Genomic DNA, 18,264 nt, shown 5'->3' with positions numbered 1-18,264 from the left:
CTGCGGCTCCCGCGGCTACGGCCCACTCCGCAGCGTGCTGCTCGGCGGCGTCTCGCGCCGGCTTGTCGATGCCGCCCAGTGCCCCGTGCTGGTGCTCCCGCGGGAGGCCGGCCGCCCGCTGCCAGACCTGTTCAGCGAGGCCCGAGGCGCCGCGCGCGTCGCCGTCTAACAGGAGCCGGCGACCTCGGTCCCGCGCGGACATCCGGGAGTAGAATCGAGTTGCACAGGGCCCGTTCACCGCTCCTGCGAATCGCCTCAGCGACGGAAGAGCCATCCCCCCTAGGGAGCGTAAGGACGCCGAGATTGGCGGCCCACGCTCGGGAAGGTCGCTGACATGTCGACCGAGCACCCCACCGAGAAGACCGGCTCCCCGGTCCCCGGTGTCATTCCTGAACCGGTTCGTGTCGTGCACGACGCCGCCGTCGAAGATCCACGCGCCGCGTCCAGGGACCCCGGTGGCGAGCGTGAAGCCAGGCGGCAGGCGCGGGAGGACCGCCGGGGACCGAGCGCCGAGCGTTCTGGGGTGATGATCCCCGATCGCCGCAAGCGGCTGCCGCTGGAGGCGCCCCTGATGCGAGTCGTCGCCACGGCGGGCATCGTCGGCATCGCGGTGGTGATCGCCGCGATCATGGATTCGCAGAGCTCTCAGGGATGGCTGATCGGGCTGGTGGCGTCGATCGTGTCGCTCGTCCTCGCCGCCGTGCTCTGGTCCTCGCGGCGGCTGTAGTGCTCGGGCTTAGACCAACGCGGGGCCGATGCCCGCGGCGAGCCAGTCCGCGTCGGCATCCATCGGCTTGGCGAAGTAGTACCCCTGGCCGAGGTCGCAGCCGATCTCACGCAGCATGTCGAGCTGCTCACGGGTCTCGATGCCCTCGGCGACGACCTTGAGGCCGACGGTCTTGGCCAGGCCGACGATCAACCGCACGAACGCGGCGTCGTGATCGGAGAACGCCAGGCCCTCGACGAACTCGCGCGCGATCTTCAGGGAGTCGAGCGGCAGGTTGCGCAGGTAGCTGAGCGACGAGTAGCCGGTGCCGAAGTCGTCGAGCGCGAGCTGCACGCCGAGGTCCCGTAGCTGCTGCAGCGTCTCGACGCCGCGGACGGCGTCCTTGACGAGCAGGGTCTCGGTGACCTCGAGCACGACTCGGTCGGGGGCGATGCCGGTGCGCGCGATGACGCCCGCAACCGACTCGATCAGGTCGGGATGCTCGAGCTCGATCGCCGACAGGTTGACCTGGACCTGCAGCTCGGGGTGGCGCCCGCTGACGCGCGCACACGCCTCCTCCATCACGTAGCGACCGAGCGGCACGATCAGGCCGGTCTCCTCCGCGAGCGGAATGAACTCGAGCGGAGGGATGCGGCCGCGGCCCGGATGGTTCCAGCGCACCAGCGCTTCGACGGACACGGTCTGCCCGCTGGCGAGGTCGACGATCGGCTGGTACTGCACGACCAGCTCACGCTGCTTGATCGCGTGCTCGAGCTCGGCCTTGAGGCCGTGGCGGCGGACGATCGAGTCGCGCATCGCGGGCGTGAACACCGCGAAGCGGCGCTTGCCGCCCTCCTTGGCCGCGTACATGGCGACGTCGGCGTCGCGCAGCAGCTCCTCGGCGTAGGTGCGCGAGTGCTGGCTCGTGGCGATGCCGATGCTGAGGCCCACGTTGAGCAGCTCCTCGCCGGCGGTGACCGGGAGCAGGAACGACTGCAGCACACGCTCGGCGAGACCCACGGCCCCGGCCTCGACATCCGACGGGCGGCAGACGAGCACCGCGAACTCGTCGCCCCCGAGGCGCGCGACGACGTCGTCGTTGCGGACGGAGCGCATCAGCCTGGTCGCGACGCCACGCAGCAGCTCGTCGCCGACCGCGGGTCCGAGCGTGTCGTTGACCGCCTTGAAGTCGTCGAGGTCGAGGAAGATCACGGCCACCTCGCCCGCGGAGCCGGGCTCGAGCGCTTCGCGCACCTGCTGACTGAACAGCGAGCGGTTGGCGAGCCCCGTGAGCGGGTCGTGGTGGGCCTGATGCTGGAGCTCGTCCTGCAGGTCGTGCAGCTCGGAGACGGCCTGCTCGAGGTGATCGAACTGCAGCGCGGCGCTCGCGTTGGCGGCCAGCGTGGCGAACAGCGCGCGATCGCCGTCGGTGAACCCGCGCGAGAGGCCGAAGCGGTTCGCGAGCATGATCGTCCCGATCACGCGGTCCTTGCCGCGCAACAGGCCGAGCATCGCGTGCCGGACGCCGCGGTCGCCGAGATAAGGGTCAAGCGTCGCCGGGAACGGCTCGGCCAGCGCCACCGCGGCCTCGGAGCTCGCGGCGCACGTGCGCAATGCGGTGGCCGCGGCCTCCTCGACGGTCGCCATCGACTCGCGCGCGACGCCCGGGCCGAGGCTGGTGCGCAGCGGCGGGCCACCGTCGGCGGCGAAGAGGATGACCTCGGCCTGCTCGGCGTGGAAGGCCTCGAGGGCCCGTTCGAGCAGTCCGTCGAGCGCGACGGCGACCTCGGGTGACTCGGAGAGGGTGCGGTTGACCTCGAAGAGCGTCGTGACCTTCTCGCGGCCCTGGCGTTCCTGGACGTACGCGCGGTAGCCGAGGGCGGCGATCACGATCGGGATCAGCAGCAGCGGAGTCGCCGCGGGCCGCTCGATCCAGAGGATGCCGCAGACGAGCGCCATCGTCGCGCCGGTCAGCGTGACCACCAGGTCCAGGCCGAACATCTCGCGCACCCGAGCGCGTGAGACGTGCCCTTCGGTCAGCGCGATCGCGGCGATGATCTGCGCCGTCGTCAGCATGCCGCCGACCAGGCTCGCGGCGAGCACGGCACTCCAGGTGACCCAGCCGAAGCCGGGGTCGAAAGAGGCGGCCAGGTGCACACCGACGATCAGCACAGCCGTGACCAGCCCGAACTGCGCGAGGTTCAGGGCGAACTTGATCGGCGGCAGCCGGCGTAGCAGCAGCGCGACGAGCGCGCCGCCCATCACCGCGACGAAGGCGTGCGTGCCGGTCGCGAACAGGAGCGCCAGCGTCACCGGGATGTCGGTCAGCGAGAAGGAGTGATTGCTGCGCCGGAACTCCAACTCGACCGGCCAGCGCTCGGTGACGAAGACCATGACACCGAGCGTCCACCACCACGTGATCTCCGGGCCCTGAATCGGGCCCAGAGAACGGATGCAGAGGACGTACAGCGCCAACGAGCTCGCGCCGATGACGGCGTTGAGCCACCACACCGATTCGATCGATCCCAGCTTCCGGCGAATTGTGTGGATGCCCACTCGAGCTCTCATCGGCGCTTTGGCGCTACGGGTTGAGCGCCGTCCAGGTCGAACGCGCCCACGGGGCGGCGAGCTCGTCTTCCGAGGACCAGGTGGACTTCGACCAGGTCGATTTGCTCCACGTCGACTTCGACCAGGTCGACTTGCTCCACGTCGACTTGCTCCAGTTCGCGCGTGTGGGGTCGAGCCCGGCCTCGACGAGCGCCTGCTCGACGGAGTGGTTCGGGCTCAGGCCCGCGTTGGCGCCGCCGCCTGGTTCCGCCGGCAGGGCGCGGGCGACGTTGAGCTCGCCCGTGCAGTGCGGGGCGGTGACCGTGTCATCGATCATCGTCACCGCGGCGGTGCGAGCGAGCGCTCGCCCGGTCAGCTCGACGCCGGCGTTCATCGTGATCGACGCCAGCGCGAGGATGTTGCCGGCGAAGACGGTGCCGCTCCCGAGCGTCGCGGAGCTTCCGACCTGCCAGAACACGTTGCAGGGCTGTGCCCCGTTGGCCAGGCGCACGCGGGCACCCGAGGCGGTGATCAGCGTCGACCCCGCCTGGAAGACGAAGACGGCGTTCGGATCGCCGCCGGCGTCGAGCGTGACGGTTCCCGTCAACCCGAGTGAGGACGCGGACCCGTAGACGCCCGGTGTGAGCGTGCGCCCGCCGAGGTCCGCGGGGACCGGCGTGCTCGGGGCGCGGTTGGCGACCGCGACGTACGCGGTCGCGAGGTCGGCCTTCGCCTTCAGCGAGGCGGCGTCGGCTGCGTGTGTCGCCCCGCTGACGGTCCCGGCGACGAGGCCGGTCACCGCCGTGCCCGGGCTGACGCCGAGGCCACCGTCGATCGTCGACGGGCCGGTGTTGGTCACCGTCGCGCCCGCCAGGACCGCGAAGCCGTCGGCCGCGCCGAGGTCGACGCCACCGGACGCCACGCTGGGGTTCTGGACCAGGAGCGCCTTGACCTCGTCGGGGTTGAGCTCGGGGCGAGCCTGCAGCAGGAGTGCCGCGGCGCCGGAGACGACCGGGGCCGACATCGACGTGCCGCCGATGCGCAGGTACTCGCCGCCGACGACACACGCCGGGCACAGGGCCGCAAACGCGCTGCCCAGGGCCAGCGGCGCGACGATCCGCGCGCCGGGAGCGGACACGTCCGGCTTCGCGAAGCCGTCCTGGGTGGTGCCGCGGCTCGAGAACGTCGCGGTCGTGTCGTCGGTCGGGTCGAGCGTGTTGCCCTCGTCCGTGGCGCCGACGGAGATCACGTACGGGTCGTTGCCCGGGGCGTACTGGACCGCGTCGCCCGCGTCCCCGCGGTTGCCCGCGGCGGCGACGACGACGATGCCGGAGTGCCAGGCGAACTCGACGGCCGCGTCGAGCGGGTCGTCGAGGTAGGAGCCGGGGGTGTCCGAGGCCACCGAGAGGTTGACGACGCGGATGTTGAGGTCGTCCTTGTGCTCGACGACGAACTGCAGCGCCGTGATGACGTCGAGCACGGTCGAGTCACCGGCGTCGTCGGCGGTCTTGACCGTGATCAGGTTGGCCTCGGGAGCGATGCCGATGTAGGCGCCGTGCGCGGGGTCGGCAGGGTCGCGATTGAACGAGTTGCCGGCGATGATGCCGGCGACGTGGGTGCCGTGGCCGACGTCGTCGCCCGGGCGGGTCGCGTCCGAGTTGGCGATCACGTTGGCCGTGATGCGCGAGCTGCCGTCGGCGTTCTTGAAGTCCGCGAGGTCGCCGCCGACGCCGGAGTCGATGACCGCGACACCGACGCCCTTGCCGGTGATGCCGGCGGCCCACAACTGATCCGCGCCGACCGTCTTCGGGTAGGTCGTCGCGAGGCTGCCGCCGTCGACGCCGGTGGGGCGCACGCGGGTGTTGAGCGTGACGTTGACGACGTGCTTGCTCCGCCGCAGCGCCCGCGCGTCACGGGCCGCGAGCTTGACGGCGAAGCCGTTGAGGCTCGGGAGCCGGTCCGTGACGCGACCGTGGTGGGAACGGACGAGCGCGCGAGCCTTGCGCTCGGACAGACCGGGCTTGAACTGCACGATCGCTTCGACCGTGCTGGCCGGAGTCTTCATCGCCACAGAAGCGAGGCGTGCCTGGGCCGTCGGCGTCGCTTGGGCGATCGAACCGCCCGTCGCGAGTGGAACCGCAAGGGCGAGCAGGACCCCTGTGGTCCAGCCGCGCCAGCGACTCTTAGGGGAAACCGACAATTCAGGGCACCTCCGTGTGCACCTCAGGAAAAGCTGCTTGCCTGCGCATCATCGGCACCCTGCTCGTCACCTCAAGGTTTGCGACGCGCGGTGGACTTAGTGCGAGACGTACATGGCGTCATCCCTGCTGGCGTGTGGGGCGGACGAGGATCTCGTTGAGCGAGACGCTGTGCGGGCGGGTGACCGCGAAGGCGATGATCTCGGCGATGTCGTCGGCGGTGATCGAGGTGGCGTCGTAGAACTGCTCGATCGCCTCCTTGGTCTCGCCGTGGGTGATGTGGTTCACCAACTCCGTCGCGACGGCTCCCGGCTCGACGACGATCACGCGGACGTCGGGCTGAAGCTCTTGGCGCAGCGCCTCCGACCAGCCGTTCATGCCCCACTTCGTCGCGGCGTAGGCGGCGTTGCCGGCGCGGGCGGTGCGGCCGGCGACCGAGGAGATGTTGACCAGGTCGCCGCCGCCGTCGCGCAGCTGGTCGAGGAAGACCTCGGTGGCGGTCATCGCGCCGAGCAGGTTGACCTCGACCATCTGGCGCTGTTCGGCGCGCTGCTCGGAGGTGAACGGCGCGAGCAGCATCACGCCGGCGTTGTTGACGAGCACGTCGGCGCCGCCGAGCTCGTCCTGGACGCGCTGCGCGGCGGCGACGAGCGAGTCGCGATCGGTGACGTCGGCCTCGATGGCGATGGCCCCGTCGCCCAGCTCGTCGGCCAGCGCCTGGATCCGGTCGACACGGCGGGCCAGCAGCGCGACGCGGAAGCCGTCGGCGGTCAGCGCTCGGGCGGTCGCCTCGCCGATGCCCGACGAGGCGCCCGTGATGACCGCGACGCGGCCCGAGTGGGAGTTGGCGTGCATGTGGTGCTCCTTACGCGAGGACGAGGAGTGCTTCGGCGGGCTCATGGAACCTGGCTGCGGGCATGCCTCCATAGAAGCGCGGGTACCGACCTTGTGAGGGGCCCTGTGAGAGGGGTACTGGTAGGGCACCCCAACGAGGGCGGGCGCGGTCTACCGTCGTGGCAGAAGCCGATCGAGAGAAGATCTAGACCGTGGACGCCGCCAACGACATCGCCGAGTTCCTGACCACCCGCCGGGCGAAGATCACGCCCGAGCAGGCCGGTCTTCCGAGCTATGGCAAGCGGCGCGTGCCCGGTCTGCGCCGGGAGGAAGTCGCGTCGCTGGCCGGGATGAGCGTCGAGTACTACAAGCGCCTGGAACGCGGCAACCTCAGCGGCGTCTCGGAGCTGGTCCTGGAAGGCCTGGCCGGAGCGCTGCAGCTCGACGACGCCGAGCGCGCGCACCTCTTCGACCTGGCCCGGGCCGCCAGTCCGGTCGCTCCGAAGCGTTCGCGGCCGGTCAAGAAGCGGGTACGTCCCGTCGTGCAGCGCCTGCTCGACCAGATCGATGCGGCGGCGATCGTCAGCACCGTGTACGGGGACTACCTGGCGGCGAACGCGCTCGGCCGCGCGCTGTACGCGCCGGTCTTCGACAGTCCCGAGCAGCCGGCCAACAGCGCACGGTTCACCTTCCTGGACCCGGCAGCGCCCGACTTCTACCCAGAGTGGGACCGACTGGCTTCCGAGCTCGTCGCGTCGCTGCGCTCGCAGGCCGGGCGCAACCCGTATGACCGCAACCTGCAGGACCTCATCGGCGAGCTTTCGACGCGCAGCGACGAGTTCCGCGTCCGCTGGGCGGCGCACAACGTGCGCTTCCACCGGACGGGCAGCAAGCGCCTGCAGCACCCGGTCGTGGGCGCGTTGGAGCTCAGCTACGAGACGCTCACGCTCGACGCCGACGACGGGCTGCGCCTGGCGCTCTACACCGCCGAGGTCGGCTCGGCGTCCCAGCAGGCGCTCGACCTGCTGGCCAGCTGGACGACGGCCCCCGCAGGCCACGACACGCGCTAGCTCCACCATCTTCGATCCGAAAGGACCCAGGACCAATGACTCCCGCAACAACCCCTGCCCTGAAGCTCAACAACGACGTCGACATCCCGGCCCTCGGCCTGGGCGTGTTCCAGAGCCCGCCGGAGGAGACCACGGCGGCCGTCGAGACGGCGCTGCGCGACGGCTACCGCCACATCGACACGGCCGCCGCGTACGGCAACGAGCGCGAGGTCGGCGACGCGGTGCGGGACTCAGGGCTCGATCGCTCGGAGGTGTTCCTGGAGACCAAGATCTGGATCTCCGACTACGGCTACGACGAGACGCTGCACGGGTTCGAGAAGAGCGCGGCCAAGCTCGGCGTCGAGCAGATCGACCTGCTGATCCTCCATCAGGCGCTGCCCTCGGCGTTCGACCGGACACTAGAGGCCTACCGCGCCCTGGAGACGCTGCTGGCCGACGGCAAGGTCCGCGCGATCGGCGTCAGCAACTTCACGGTCGACCACCTCATGCGGTTGCTCGAGCAGACGACAGTCGTGCCGGCGGTGAACCAGATCGAGGTGCACCCCTACTTCGTCCAGCCGGAGGTCCAGGCCTTCGGCGCCGAGCACGGCATCCTCACACAGGCGTGGTCGCCGATCGGCGGCATCACCTTCTACCGCGACAGCGAGCACACCAGCACCTTGAAAGACCCCGTCATCGTCGAGATCGCTGAGGCGCACGGCAAGAGCCCGGCGCAGGTCATGCTCCGTTGGGGCCTGCAGCACGGTCGATCGGTGATCCCGAAGTCCACCAAGCCGGCGCGCATCGCCGAGAACATCGACGTCTTCGACTTCGAGCTCTCGGCCGACGAGCTGACCGCCATCGACGGCCTCGACACCGGCCGCCGCGGCGGGCCGGAGCCCGAGGCGATCACGCTGGAGTCCTTCGGCCGCGACATCCCGGAGGCCTGAACCATGGACTTCCGCCCGCTCGGACGCACCGGCGTCCAGGTCTCGCCCCTCTGCCTCGGCACGATGATGTTCGGCGCTTGGGGCAACCCCGACCACGACGACTCGGTCCGCATCATCCATCGCGCGCTCGATGCCGGGATCAACTTCGTCGATACCGCCGACGTCTATTCGGCCGGCGAGTCGGAGGAGATCGTCGGCAAGGCGCTCAAGGGTCGTCGCGACGACGTGGTTCTCGCCACCAAGTTCTTCATGCCGATGGGCGACGACCCGAACCGCCGCGGAGGCTCGCGCCGCTGGATCGTCAAGGCCGTCGAGGACTCCCTGCGGCGCCTGGACACCGACTGGATCGACCTCTACCAAGTGCACCGTCCCGACCCCGCCGTCGACGTCGACGAGACCCTCGGTGCGCTCACCGACCTCGTGCAGCAGGGCAAGGTCCGCTACATCGGGTCCTCGTCGTACTCGGGCAGCGAGATCGTCGAGGCCCAATGGACCGCCCGCGAGCGGCGGCTGGAGCGCTTCCGCACCGAGCAGCCGCCCTACTCGCTGCTCACCCGCAGCATCGAGCTCGACGTCCTCCCGACCGCGCAGCGCCACGGGATGGGCATCCTCACCTACAGCCCGCTCGCCGGCGGCTGGCTCTCGGGCAGCTGGAGCGCCGACAGCTCCCCGATCTCGCCCGCGCGGCAGCGACTCGCCGCGCGCTTCGACATGTCACTGCCCGAGAACCAGCGCAAGCTCGAAGCCGTCGAGCAGCTGCAGCAGGTCGCCGACGACACCGGCGTCTCCATGATCGAGCTGGCGATCGCGTTCGTCATCAACCACCCGGGCGTCACGTCGGCGATCATCGGCCCGCGCACGATGCAGCAGCTCGACAGCCAGCTGCCCGCCGCCGACGCCGTGCTCGACGCCGCGGTGCTCGACCGCATCGACCAGATCGTCGCGCCCGGCGTGACCATCAACCCGGCCGACACCAGTTACGGCGAGCAGGTCCTCCAGCCCGCCCTGCGCCGACGCTAGCCCTCGAAGGAGCTCTCATGCAGATCACGCGTTCAAGCACCGACACCCAGAAGGGCCCAGCCGACTGGTTCACCGGCGACGTCTACATCGACGCCGTCGCCGCACCCGCCGGCACCTCCACGTTCGCCGCCGCCGCGGTGCACTTCACGCCCGGTGCACGCACCGCGTGGCACACCCACCCGCACGGCCAGACGATCTTCGTCACCGAAGGCGTCGGCCTCTGCCAGCGCGAGAACGCCCCGATCGAGGAGATCCGGCCCGGCGACCGCGTCTTCTTCGAGCCGGGCGAGAACCACTGGCACGGCGCCGCGCCCAACCGCTTCATGCTCCACATCGCGATGCAGCAGAACGACGAGTCCGGCAGCCCGGTCACGTGGGGCCGGCACGTCACGGACGAGGAGTACGGGGATACACCGGCCGGCGCCCGCGCGCCGGCCGGTTCCGGAACCCGCGCTACGGCGTCGTCGTCGACAGCGTGAACGTCAACGTCTTGGCGTAAGTGCCAGTGCGCAACGCGTCGTTGGCCGCGATGCTCTGCTTGAACTCCAGCGCGACGGCGTCGTTGGAAACCGGCGTGCTGTAGGTCAGCAGGTTCAACGGGCTCGCGGAGGAGCCGACGTTGTTGTAGGCGGTGCCGGTGTTGGCGGCGTTGCGCGCCCGAGCCTGTAGCGGCTGCGGCAGGCTGAACGCGCCGTTGACCAGATGGCCGGTCGCGGTGCTGCTGGGATCGGCGACGCTGAGTGTCGCGTCACCCGCGGTCGAGACCACGTTCGCCGTCGTCGCGGCGAGGTAGTCCCTTGCCACGCCCGGGGTGAAGGGGCCGAACGCGGCTGGGGTGCCCAGGCTCAGCGACAGCGTGGCCGGCACCGAACCGCCGGCCGTGCCATCAGCGCCGGTCGTCACGGTCCCGAAGGCGAACGTGTGCGATCCCGTCACGCCGCTGAACTCGACCGCGCCGCCACGCTGCGTCGCGGTGATCCCCGGGGCAGGGGCGCCGTCCTGCCACACGACGGCGCCATCCATCGCGATCGTCCGTGAGCGGCCGAGCAGCGGCACCCGAACCGATCCGGAGGTGCCCGCGGGAGCCGACACGGTGATGGCGAACGAGCGGTCGCCCTCTCCGCGCGACCAGCGAGAGACGATGACTCCCTGCGGCGTCGGCACGCTGCCCTGGGCCCATTTCAGGTCGCCGGTCTGTGGCGCGACCGTCCACGTCTTGAAGCCCGCCGACACGGGCTGGACGCCGAGCACGTAGTGGCTCAGCGCCGGTGTCGGAGCTGTGGCCCAGCCGTGCGACAGACTCGCGTTGGCATCGACGTCGGTGCCGTCCTGATTGAGCTTCTCCCACATGGTGGCCGTGTAGTACGGGCCGCTCTCGTTGGTCATCTGATCCCACAGCAGGTGGGTGAGGTCCAGCGCGCCCTGTGTGTCGCCGGCGTGGAAGCGGGCGTCGAGCTCCTTGCCGGTGACGAACGGGCTGATCACCGTGGAGTAGTTCGCATCCCTGGAATACGGCTGCGGACCGAACGGCTCCCACAGGTTGGTGCGCAGCCAGCTGAGAATGCCGGCGTGCGCGCTCTCCGGAGCGATCCCGAACGAGATCGCTTCCGAGTTGGCGTCCTGTGGCACGGAGTTGCCGGGGTGATTGGCATTGTCGCGGTCCGCGAGCCTGTAGACACCGCGAGCCGGGTCGAACAGCGCGGCGTTGATCCGCGGTTTGAGGTCAGCTGCCTGCGCGGAGTAGGTGGCGGCATCGGCCGTGTTGCCCAGCTCACTGGCCATGTACGCGGCGTCGGTCAGGGCCTTGTAGTAGATCGCGTTGTACGCCGTCACCGCACCCGGCTTGCCGCCGTCGTAGAAGTCCCAGTCACGCTCGCTGCTGTTGGAGATCAGCAGGCCGGTGGAGGGGTCCACCAGCGCTCGGTTGTACGCCATCTGGCGCTGCACGATCGCGTACTGCGAGCGCACGAAGTCCAGATCGCCCGAGTACAGGTAATAGGAGGCCAGGTTGAGCACGTAGTACATCGAGTAGCTCAGCGAGTAGAAGCCGCCCGCGGGGGGATTGCGCGTCCAGTCCTGGATATGGCCGAAGATCGACCCGTTTGCGGCCTGGCTGGCGCCGAAGAGCGCAATTGAGCCCTTGATGTAGTCCGACCCCTTCGCGCCGAAGCCGAGACTCGAGAACATCGTCTTGCCTTGGAGATCGAGGTCACCCGACCACGGCCGCCGGTCGCGCTTGGCGCCGTCGAGGATCACGGGGATCGTCTGGCCCGGCACCGCGCCGATCGGCACCATGTTCGTGTCGTTGGTGTAGGCGCCCTGGTACCAGATCTTGTTGAGCTTCTCGTCGCTGGACAGGAAATGGCCCACGTAGTCGGCGGAGCCGGCGTTCGGGTAGCGGACGTGGATGCCGACCTGGCTCAGCTGGATGCTGCCGGGCGTGGTCAGCGTGAGTGCCTGGAAGCGCTCGCCGCCCTGAATCGCGTTGGCCGCGTTGCCGAGGGTGCCGGGCGCGGAGAACACCCAGTTCTCAGCGCGGCTCGCGGCCACGCCGACGCCATTGAAGCCGTTGGCATCCCCGGTGAGTGCCCCCGGCGAGGAGCGAACGGCGGTCCCGACGGGCTGCGCGGCGGTCAGCGGCGCGGAGATCGTGATGCCGGTGCCCGGCCCGATGACCGGGGCGCCACTCGCATGCGCAGCCGCCAAGGCGGGAGAGAACGTGACCCCGGTGCCGAGATCCTGGACCGCGGCGCCCGAGGCGTGAGCGGTGGTCAGCGGCGCGGCCAGCGTGACGCCGGTGCCGTTCGCGCCGGCGGTGCCGACCGTCTGGACCGTGCCCGGCTCGCCGTCGACCACGATCGGATCGCCCGCCGCCATCCCGGTGACGCTGGCCACCTTGATGTTCGTCGCGCCCGCCGCGACCGCGGCCGACAGGGTCGTGTTGCGGCCCTGAGTGCCGACATTCGCGATCGTCACGGTCTCACCGTCGACGCGGAGTGCGTCGCCGGCGGCCAACCCGGTCGTCGCCGCGACCTTCACGTTGGTCGCGCCGGCCGCCGCCGCGGCGAACAGCGTGGTCGAACGCGCTTGCGTCCCGACCGCCGTGATCGTCACCGTGTCGGAGCCGATCCGCAGCGTGTCGCCGACGACGAAGTTGCCGACGCCGCCGACCTTGAGGTTCGTGTCCCCCACCGCCGCCGGCAAGGTCAGTGTCGTGTTGCCTGCCGAGTAGAGGAACTGACGCGTTTCGCTGTAGGCGCTGCGCAGCGTTACAGACGTTCCGCCGCCGGCGGGACTGACCGCGCTCGAGGTGAAGAACGGCAGACCGCCGACCTCGCGACCGTAGTCGAGAATGATCACCGGCGGCTGACCGCCCGAGGTGAAAGTCAGCGTGGCCGGACCCTTGGATGGATCGACCAGTCCGTCAGCGTTGGTCACGGACCCAGAGACGGAAGCGACGCGCACCGGAGCCACGTCCGCGCTCCCCGAGCCGATGACGTAGCTCTTCCACGCGGCGTTCTCCGGGATCGGCGAACGCGACAACTCAACCGGCCCCTGCGCCGCGGCCGATCCGGCGCCCACAAGCGTCGCCAGGCCGGCCGCCACACAGGCGACCGCTGATGAAGCCTTCACAGAACTCTCCTCACCTTGTGTTCGGCTGCGGTCGTCTCGACGGAAACTGAATCCCACTCGATCACAACAGCCCCCAAACGCGGTTTTACAGAGCCATGCCGAAGTTCGCGCCCGAGCTTTTCCCTAGGACGTGACCCTTGGTGCGACCGCTACCGGGCGGCTACGAGGACTGACGGCTCCACACTGTTCGCGGGCTCGGGATGGAGCTCGGCGAGCGAGCGGCCGGGGTTGGACGGTGCGAAGGCGAAACCGAGGACGCCGCTGACGATCAGGAACCCGGTCAGCAGCCATGCGAGGGTGTGAAAGCCCGCCGCGGTGATCGCGGGCACGTACAGGCTCCAGATCCCGAGCGCGATCCGGACGACGGCGAACATCAGGCCGAGCGCGGACGCGCGCAGCGTGGTCGGGAAGAGCTCGGCGCTCCAGAGCTGGAAGAACGCCTGCGGCCCGAAGCCGCCACCGATACCACCGACCAGCACGTACAGGATCGCGACCAGCGTGGTGAGCGGGAACAGCGCGAACAGCAGCATCGCGGCAATCTGCAAACCGACGCTGGTCAGCAACATCCGACGCTGATTCGTCCGGTCCACGAGGCGCATGAACACGAACACGATCCCAAGGCTCCCGAGGACAAAGCCGACCGCCTGAAACGCGACGCTCGCGGCCTGGCTCTGGTTTCCCGCGGTCCGCAGGATGTAGGGCAGGAAGAAGCCGCTCGTGCCGGCTTTCAGGTTCCAGAAGCCGTACATCCCCGCCAGGAACAGCAGCGGCGGCAGGTAGGAGCGGCTGAGCAGCACCCGGACGTCCGCGAGCCTCGTCGTCGCTCGCTCCTTGGCGTCCTCCCACATCGGCGACTCGTGCATCCGGCGGCGCAGTGCCCACAGCACGAGCGACACGATGAGCAGGTGGGCGAAGATGATCCGGATCCCGAGAACGCCGAGCCCGGAGAGCGCCAGCGCCATCAGCAACACCACCATCGGGCCAAGGCTCCACAACAGTTGTGCGGTCCCGCCGTAGCGCCCGCGCTTGCGGGCGGGCGCGGTCTCGGCGATCAAGGTCCAGGAGGCGGGGACATCCGCGCCGACGGCGAGACCGGCGAACACGTAGCCGGTGATCAGCATCCACGGCGTCGTGGCGAAGATGATCCAGAGCAGCCCGAACGCGTAGAGCAGCAAGTCCCACTGATAGACCCGTCGGCGCCCGAGCCGGTCGCACAGCCAGCCGCCGGCCAGCGCTCCGGCGCCGGCCGAGATCGCGTTCGAGCTGAACGCCCCGATCAGGCCGATCGTGCTCGACCCGAGACCGAACTCATCCGCCCACAGCGCCAGTCCCGCCGCGCCCGCGACGATCGAGCCCGCGTCGATGTAGCTCGCGAGCGCAGCGAGGATGGTGTTGCGCCAAACGCCCCGACCTGCCGTCACGACTCTCCTCCGGACGTTGGAACTCGACCGCGCCGTCGATAGCGATAATGGTCGCTACCAGACCATACATGGCACAATCGCCCAGAATCTACCAACGGCGGTCGGAAGCTGTCAATCGTCGGTGGTCGTCCTGGCCTTGAATCTGCGCGACGCCGGCGTATCGACGAGCTGCACCGCCACGCCCTTGAGACGGAGCCGATCGAGCTCCTCATCCCCGAGCCCGTCCGCCAAGACGAGCGAGACCGCGTCCAGAGAGGCGATCGCCTGTCGCCCATACTTAGCGAACTTCGACGCGTCGACGAGCAGCACGGACTCCCTTGCCTGCTCGAGCATCGCGAGCTTGACCGAGGCCTCCAGTTGATCCGTGTCGGTGAGCATCCCGCCGGCCGTCACGCCCGTCACCCCTAAGAACACCCTGTCCGCCCAGAGATCGCGGATCATTCGCACCGATGACGGTCCGACGTACGAGCCCGTGAGCCGTCGCAGCATTCCGCCGATCGCGTAGAGATCGACATTGGACTCTTCAGAAGATGCCAGCAGCTGCATCACCGGCCCGCTATTGGTGATCACCCTCAGGCTGAGCGAACCTTGAGTGATCCGGCGAGCGATGAAGTAGGCGGTGGTCGACGAGTCCAGGAACACCGTCTCACCCCCGGACAGCATGTTGCACGCCGCTTCCGCCAACCGGAGCTTTGCGTCGGTCGCGCGCTCGATTCGCTGTGTGAAGGAGCCGTCGGGTATCGCGACGGACGGCAGGACGGCGCCCCCATGGGTGCGGCGCGCGGTGCCACGCTGCTCGAGGGCTTCCAGATCTCGCCGCACCGTGATCGGGGAGACGCCGAAGCGCGCTTGCAACTCCCGCGTCGTCACCGCACCCGACTCCATCAACAGCTTCCGGATCGCTTCCCGTCGCGCCTCGCTCAGCTGCAGGGGCCCGAATTCATCAACCATCGTTCGCTCTCGACAGACGCTTTTCCGTTGCGTTCATGAACTCTCTGATCGTTTCAACGCGGGTGGGCCGATGAAACGGGACCAGGCGACCGCGAAGGCGCACGCCGGGTTGTACCGCCTCGACTGCCCGTTCGCGCCCGGGAGAACCCCTAGGCTGCCGCTGCGCCGCCGGCGTGCGGTCGACCGCTCGCTCAGAGCGTGAGCTCGCTCGCCCGGGCGCGAGCCCGGAGCTCCGAGCGCGAGCGCACGCCGAGCTTCGTGTAGACGTTGCTCAAATGGAACTCGACGGTCTTCGTGCTCAGCATCAGCTCGACTGAGACCTCGCGATTGCTCATCCCCGACACGACCAGCCTCGTGACCGCGACCTCCTGGGGGGTCAGCGCGGTGTAGTCGCGCGTCTTGCGCGCCGACGGTGACAGGCCGCACGCCGCGAGCTCGTTCGCGCAGCGCTGGAGCGCCGGCAGGGCCTTGAGCTCGTTCAGCCGCCCGTGCGCCGCGAGCAACATCGCCGCGGCGGCCCGTCGCTCCCCCGTGCGTCTCAACACCTGACCGTGCGAGAGCTCGATCAGCGCCTGCTCATACGGCATGGCGAGCGGCTCGATCAGCGCACGGGCCTCCTGGAAAGCCTCGATCGACTGCCCGAGCCGGCGGCGGGAGAACTCGAGCTTGGCGCGCGCGTGCGCCAGTCGCGCCCCCAGCAGCGGGTTGGCGCGCGACGACGCGATGCCGGCCGCCTCGGCGAGAAACCGCTCAGCCTCGTCGAACTGGCCGCCATCGACGAGCGCGTGCGCCTTCAGATGCTGCCACGGCAGGAACGCGGGATCGTCGACGCCCTCGTGAGACCGCATCTGCTCCAGAGGAGCCAGCGCGTCGAGAACCTCGGCCGGGCGCTCGCGAGCCGCCGCGAACCCAGCCGCAGCGATCGCCGCGGCGGCGCGATGGCGTTCAAAGCTCGGCGCCTGGTCGTGGATCGCGCGCACGTGAGCCTCCGCGACCGGCCAATCACCCCGCGCGGTGGCGACATACGAGGCCCTCCAGTGCGCTTGACCGGTGACCCAGCGGTCCTCGGATTCGATCGCGAGCGAGATGGCCCGTTCCGACGAGACCACCGCGTGGTCCCACTCTCCCGCCACGTACTCGACATAGGTCAGACCCGAGAGCGAGAGGGCAGCGACCACGAGCAGACCTTCGGCGAGGCTTTCGCGAGCGGACGTCGCGAAGGCCGAGCGGGCCGCGTTGACGTTTCCGTCGGCCAGCACCAGGAACCCCTTGAGGGCCAGGAGCACGAAGCCGGCGCCGGGCCGCGGCTCAAGCCAGCGATCGAGCGCGGCGTACGCGTCTTCGCGGCGGCCGATGAAGCTGGAGCCAAGGGCCTCAGACGGCGCCACCAGCCGCGCCGTCGCCGCGTCACCCGGCGCGAGCGCGTGTGCGCGGGCGACCCACTCGAGCGCCTCGTGGCCTCGGAGTCGCGATGTCGCGAGAAACGCGCTGCGTTGCGCGATCGTCGCCGAGAGCCGATCGTCATCGGCGAGCTCTCGCCGCTCCCACGCAAGCGCCAGCAGCCGTTGCGCCGCCTCGAGGTCTCCCGCGAAGATCGCCAGGTAGGCCAGGACGCTGTCGCGGCGCGGCCCATCGGCGAAGCTGACCCGCTCCGCGAGCCGGCGGGCCGCGGCACCGTCGCCGGAGTACATCATCGCTTCAATCGCCTCCAGCGCGAGGCGGTCGCGATCCGTGGGCCGTGGGTGCAGACGGCTCGCGGCGAGCAGGTTGGACACCGCGCCGGCCCAGGCCCCTCGCGACATCTGCTCGTGGGCCTGGGTTTCCAGCTCCGCCAGCAACGTCTCGTCGGCGACCGTCGCTGCCTCCACGCGATGCCGCATCACTGCCCCAGCATCTTCCAGCAGTTCCGCGGCCGCGGTGTTGAGCGCGGCGCGGCGCGCCTGTGGGATCGCGTCGTAGATGGCGGCGCGGATCAGCGGATGCGAGAACTCGACGAACGCGCCGCCGGCCCCCTGGTCGAGACGCATGAGCCGACTTTCGAGGGCATCGTCGAGCGTCTCGAGCGGGTCTTGCAGCCGCGCGAGCTCGTTCACCGGATGCAGCGGCGCACGCACCCCGAGGACCGAAGCGGCCTGGATCAGGCCGACCACGTCGGGCGCGCACCGATCGAGTTGTCGCAGGATCAGCTGCGCATAGGACTTGGGGACCGGGAGTGGCCGATCCTCGTGCTGCCACGTCCCCTCGGCGGGAAGCTCCTGCAGCACGGCTCGCGCGTGCAGCGGATTGCCACGCGTGTGCTCGCAGAGCCGGCGGGCGGCATCCGGCGTCATGGCGACGCCGAGCGTCACGCCCAGCGCCGCGATCTGGCCCGGGTCGAGCCGTCCGACGCTCAAGACTCCACCGGACGGCTCCGTCGCGAGCTTCTGCCAGCCTTCGGGCAGCGTCTCGTCGGCGCTCCCGCGAACGACGACGAGCAACAGCACGCGGCTCGCGGCAAGCCGGCGCGCCGCGAACAGCAACGCGCGCAGCGATTCGGTATCGGCCAGATGCGCGTCGTCGACGAAGACGACCGCTTCGGCGCCGCCGGTGGTCGACGCCATCAGCTCCAGCAGCTCCATCCCGACGCGGACGTGCTGTCCGGTCAGCAGCGCGTCGCTCGCGGTGCCGGCGTCACGGAGAAGCTGGTCTGCCATCGCGAACGGCACGTGCGCCTCTGACTCCTCGCCGCTGGCGCGCAGCAGCCTGACGGAGGCAAGCCGGGAGAGGAACTGCTCGACGAGCGTGGTCTTGCCGATCCCGGCTTCGCCCTCGATCACCAGGGTCCGCGGCTGGCCCTTGATGACCTGATCGAAGGCGGCTTGCAACGCACCGAATTCGGCTTCGCGATCCACGAACGGTGATGTCCCGGCGTATCCCACCAAGCCACTCTTACCAGCCCTTTCAGTCGGCCGGTGC

General features: G+C 69.8%; 13 protein-coding genes. 6 read left to right on the top strand and 7 right to left on the bottom strand.

Annotated elements, in window-relative coordinates:
• Positions 1-169, top strand: a 169-nt coding sequence (locus OM076_RS46975; RefSeq protein WP_372518091.1) for a universal stress protein, incomplete at its 5' end; no start/stop codon positions are given.
• Positions 170-526: 357 nt separating this feature from the next.
• Complete coding sequence (locus tag OM076_RS29295; RefSeq protein WP_270043676.1) at positions 527-727, top strand: hypothetical protein; 201 nt, start codon at positions 527-529, stop codon at positions 725-727.
• 9 nt (positions 728-736) lie between these two features.
• On the opposite strand, the gene OM076_RS46360 is transcribed toward OM076_RS29295, so the two are convergent.
• The 3 genes from OM076_RS46360 to OM076_RS29280 all read right to left on the bottom strand — a co-directional run bounded on the left by OM076_RS46360 (position 737) and on the right by OM076_RS29280 (position 6,306).
• Positions 737-3,262, bottom strand: coding sequence for a putative bifunctional diguanylate cyclase/phosphodiesterase (locus OM076_RS46360; RefSeq protein ID WP_270043675.1), 2,526 nt, complete (start codon positions 3,260-3,262; stop codon positions 737-739).
• Positions 3,263-3,287: 25 nt separating this feature from the next.
• The gene (locus tag OM076_RS29285; protein WP_270043674.1) at positions 3,288-5,318 is read right to left on the bottom strand and encodes an ice-binding family protein; all 2,031 of its coding nucleotides are present in this window, start codon (positions 5,316-5,318) and stop codon (positions 3,288-3,290) included.
• A gap of 253 nt (positions 5,319-5,571) precedes the next feature.
• Entirely contained in the window at positions 5,572-6,306 is a 735-nt protein-coding gene (locus OM076_RS29280) for an SDR family oxidoreductase (protein WP_270043673.1), read from the bottom strand.
• 191 nt (positions 6,307-6,497) lie between these two features.
• Between OM076_RS29280 and OM076_RS29275 the strand changes: the two genes are divergently transcribed.
• From OM076_RS29275 to OM076_RS29260, 4 genes are read left to right on the top strand one after another with little or no spacing between them, the layout of a single operon-like run.
• Complete coding sequence (locus OM076_RS29275; protein ID WP_270043672.1) at positions 6,498-7,355, top strand: helix-turn-helix transcriptional regulator; 858 nt, start codon at positions 6,498-6,500, stop codon at positions 7,353-7,355.
• Between the two features lie 35 nt (positions 7,356-7,390).
• Positions 7,391-8,284, top strand: a complete 894-nt coding sequence (locus tag OM076_RS29270; RefSeq protein WP_270043671.1) for an aldo/keto reductase — start codon at positions 7,391-7,393, stop codon at positions 8,282-8,284.
• A gap of 3 nt (positions 8,285-8,287) precedes the next feature.
• Entirely contained in the window at positions 8,288-9,304 is a 1,017-nt protein-coding gene (locus OM076_RS29265) for an aldo/keto reductase (protein WP_270043670.1), read from the top strand.
• Between the two features lie 17 nt (positions 9,305-9,321).
• Complete coding sequence (locus OM076_RS29260) at positions 9,322-9,783, top strand: (R)-mandelonitrile lyase (protein WP_270043669.1); 462 nt, start codon at positions 9,322-9,324, stop codon at positions 9,781-9,783.
• On the opposite strand, the gene OM076_RS29255 is transcribed toward OM076_RS29260, so the two are convergent.
• The 4 genes from OM076_RS29255 to OM076_RS29240 all read right to left on the bottom strand — a co-directional run bounded on the left by OM076_RS29255 (position 9,758) and on the right by OM076_RS29240 (position 18,200).
• Positions 9,758-12,937: an alpha-L-rhamnosidase C-terminal domain-containing protein gene (locus OM076_RS29255; RefSeq protein WP_270043668.1), complete on the bottom strand. Its 3,180-nt coding sequence runs from the start codon at positions 12,935-12,937 to the stop codon at positions 9,758-9,760. The genes OM076_RS29260 and OM076_RS29255 overlap by 26 nt on opposite strands.
• Positions 12,938-13,086: 149 nt before the next feature.
• Positions 13,087-14,358 (bottom strand): MFS transporter, encoded by a 1,272-nt coding sequence (locus OM076_RS29250; protein WP_270043667.1) that lies wholly within the window; start codon positions 14,356-14,358, stop codon positions 13,087-13,089.
• A 111-nt stretch (positions 14,359-14,469) separates the two neighbouring features.
• Positions 14,470-15,309: a DeoR/GlpR family DNA-binding transcription regulator gene (locus tag OM076_RS29245; protein ID WP_270043666.1), complete on the bottom strand. Its 840-nt coding sequence runs from the start codon at positions 15,307-15,309 to the stop codon at positions 14,470-14,472.
• Positions 15,310-15,500: 191 nt separating this feature from the next.
• Positions 15,501-18,200: a helix-turn-helix transcriptional regulator gene (locus tag OM076_RS29240; RefSeq protein WP_270043665.1), complete on the bottom strand. Its 2,700-nt coding sequence runs from the start codon at positions 18,198-18,200 to the stop codon at positions 15,501-15,503.
• Between the last annotated feature and the right edge of the window lie 64 nt (positions 18,201-18,264).

The organism is Solirubrobacter ginsenosidimutans (genome assembly GCF_027587205.1).
This window is presented reverse-complemented; position numbering and strand designations above follow the sequence as displayed.

Bases quoted from the DNA above. Each gene is read 5' to 3' on its own strand.
- OM076_RS29295 (WP_270043676.1), top strand. From the start codon at position 527: ATGATCCCCGATCGCCGCAAGCGGCTGCCGCTGGAGGCGCCCCTGATG.
- OM076_RS29285 (WP_270043674.1), bottom strand. From the start codon at position 5,318: ATGAAGACTCCGGCCAGCACGGTCGAAGCGATCGTGCAGTTCAAGCCC.
- OM076_RS29280 (WP_270043673.1), bottom strand. From the start codon at position 6,306: ATGCACGCCAACTCCCACTCGGGCCGCGTCGCGGTCATCACGGGCGCC.
- OM076_RS29270 (WP_270043671.1), top strand. From the start codon at position 7,391: ATGACTCCCGCAACAACCCCTGCCCTGAAGCTCAACAACGACGTCGAC.
- OM076_RS29265 (WP_270043670.1), top strand. From the start codon at position 8,288: ATGGACTTCCGCCCGCTCGGACGCACCGGCGTCCAGGTCTCGCCCCTC.
- OM076_RS29260 (WP_270043669.1), top strand. From the start codon at position 9,322: ATGCAGATCACGCGTTCAAGCACCGACACCCAGAAGGGCCCAGCCGAC.
- OM076_RS29245 (WP_270043666.1), bottom strand. From the start codon at position 15,309: ATGGTTGATGAATTCGGGCCCCTGCAGCTGAGCGAGGCGCGACGGGAA.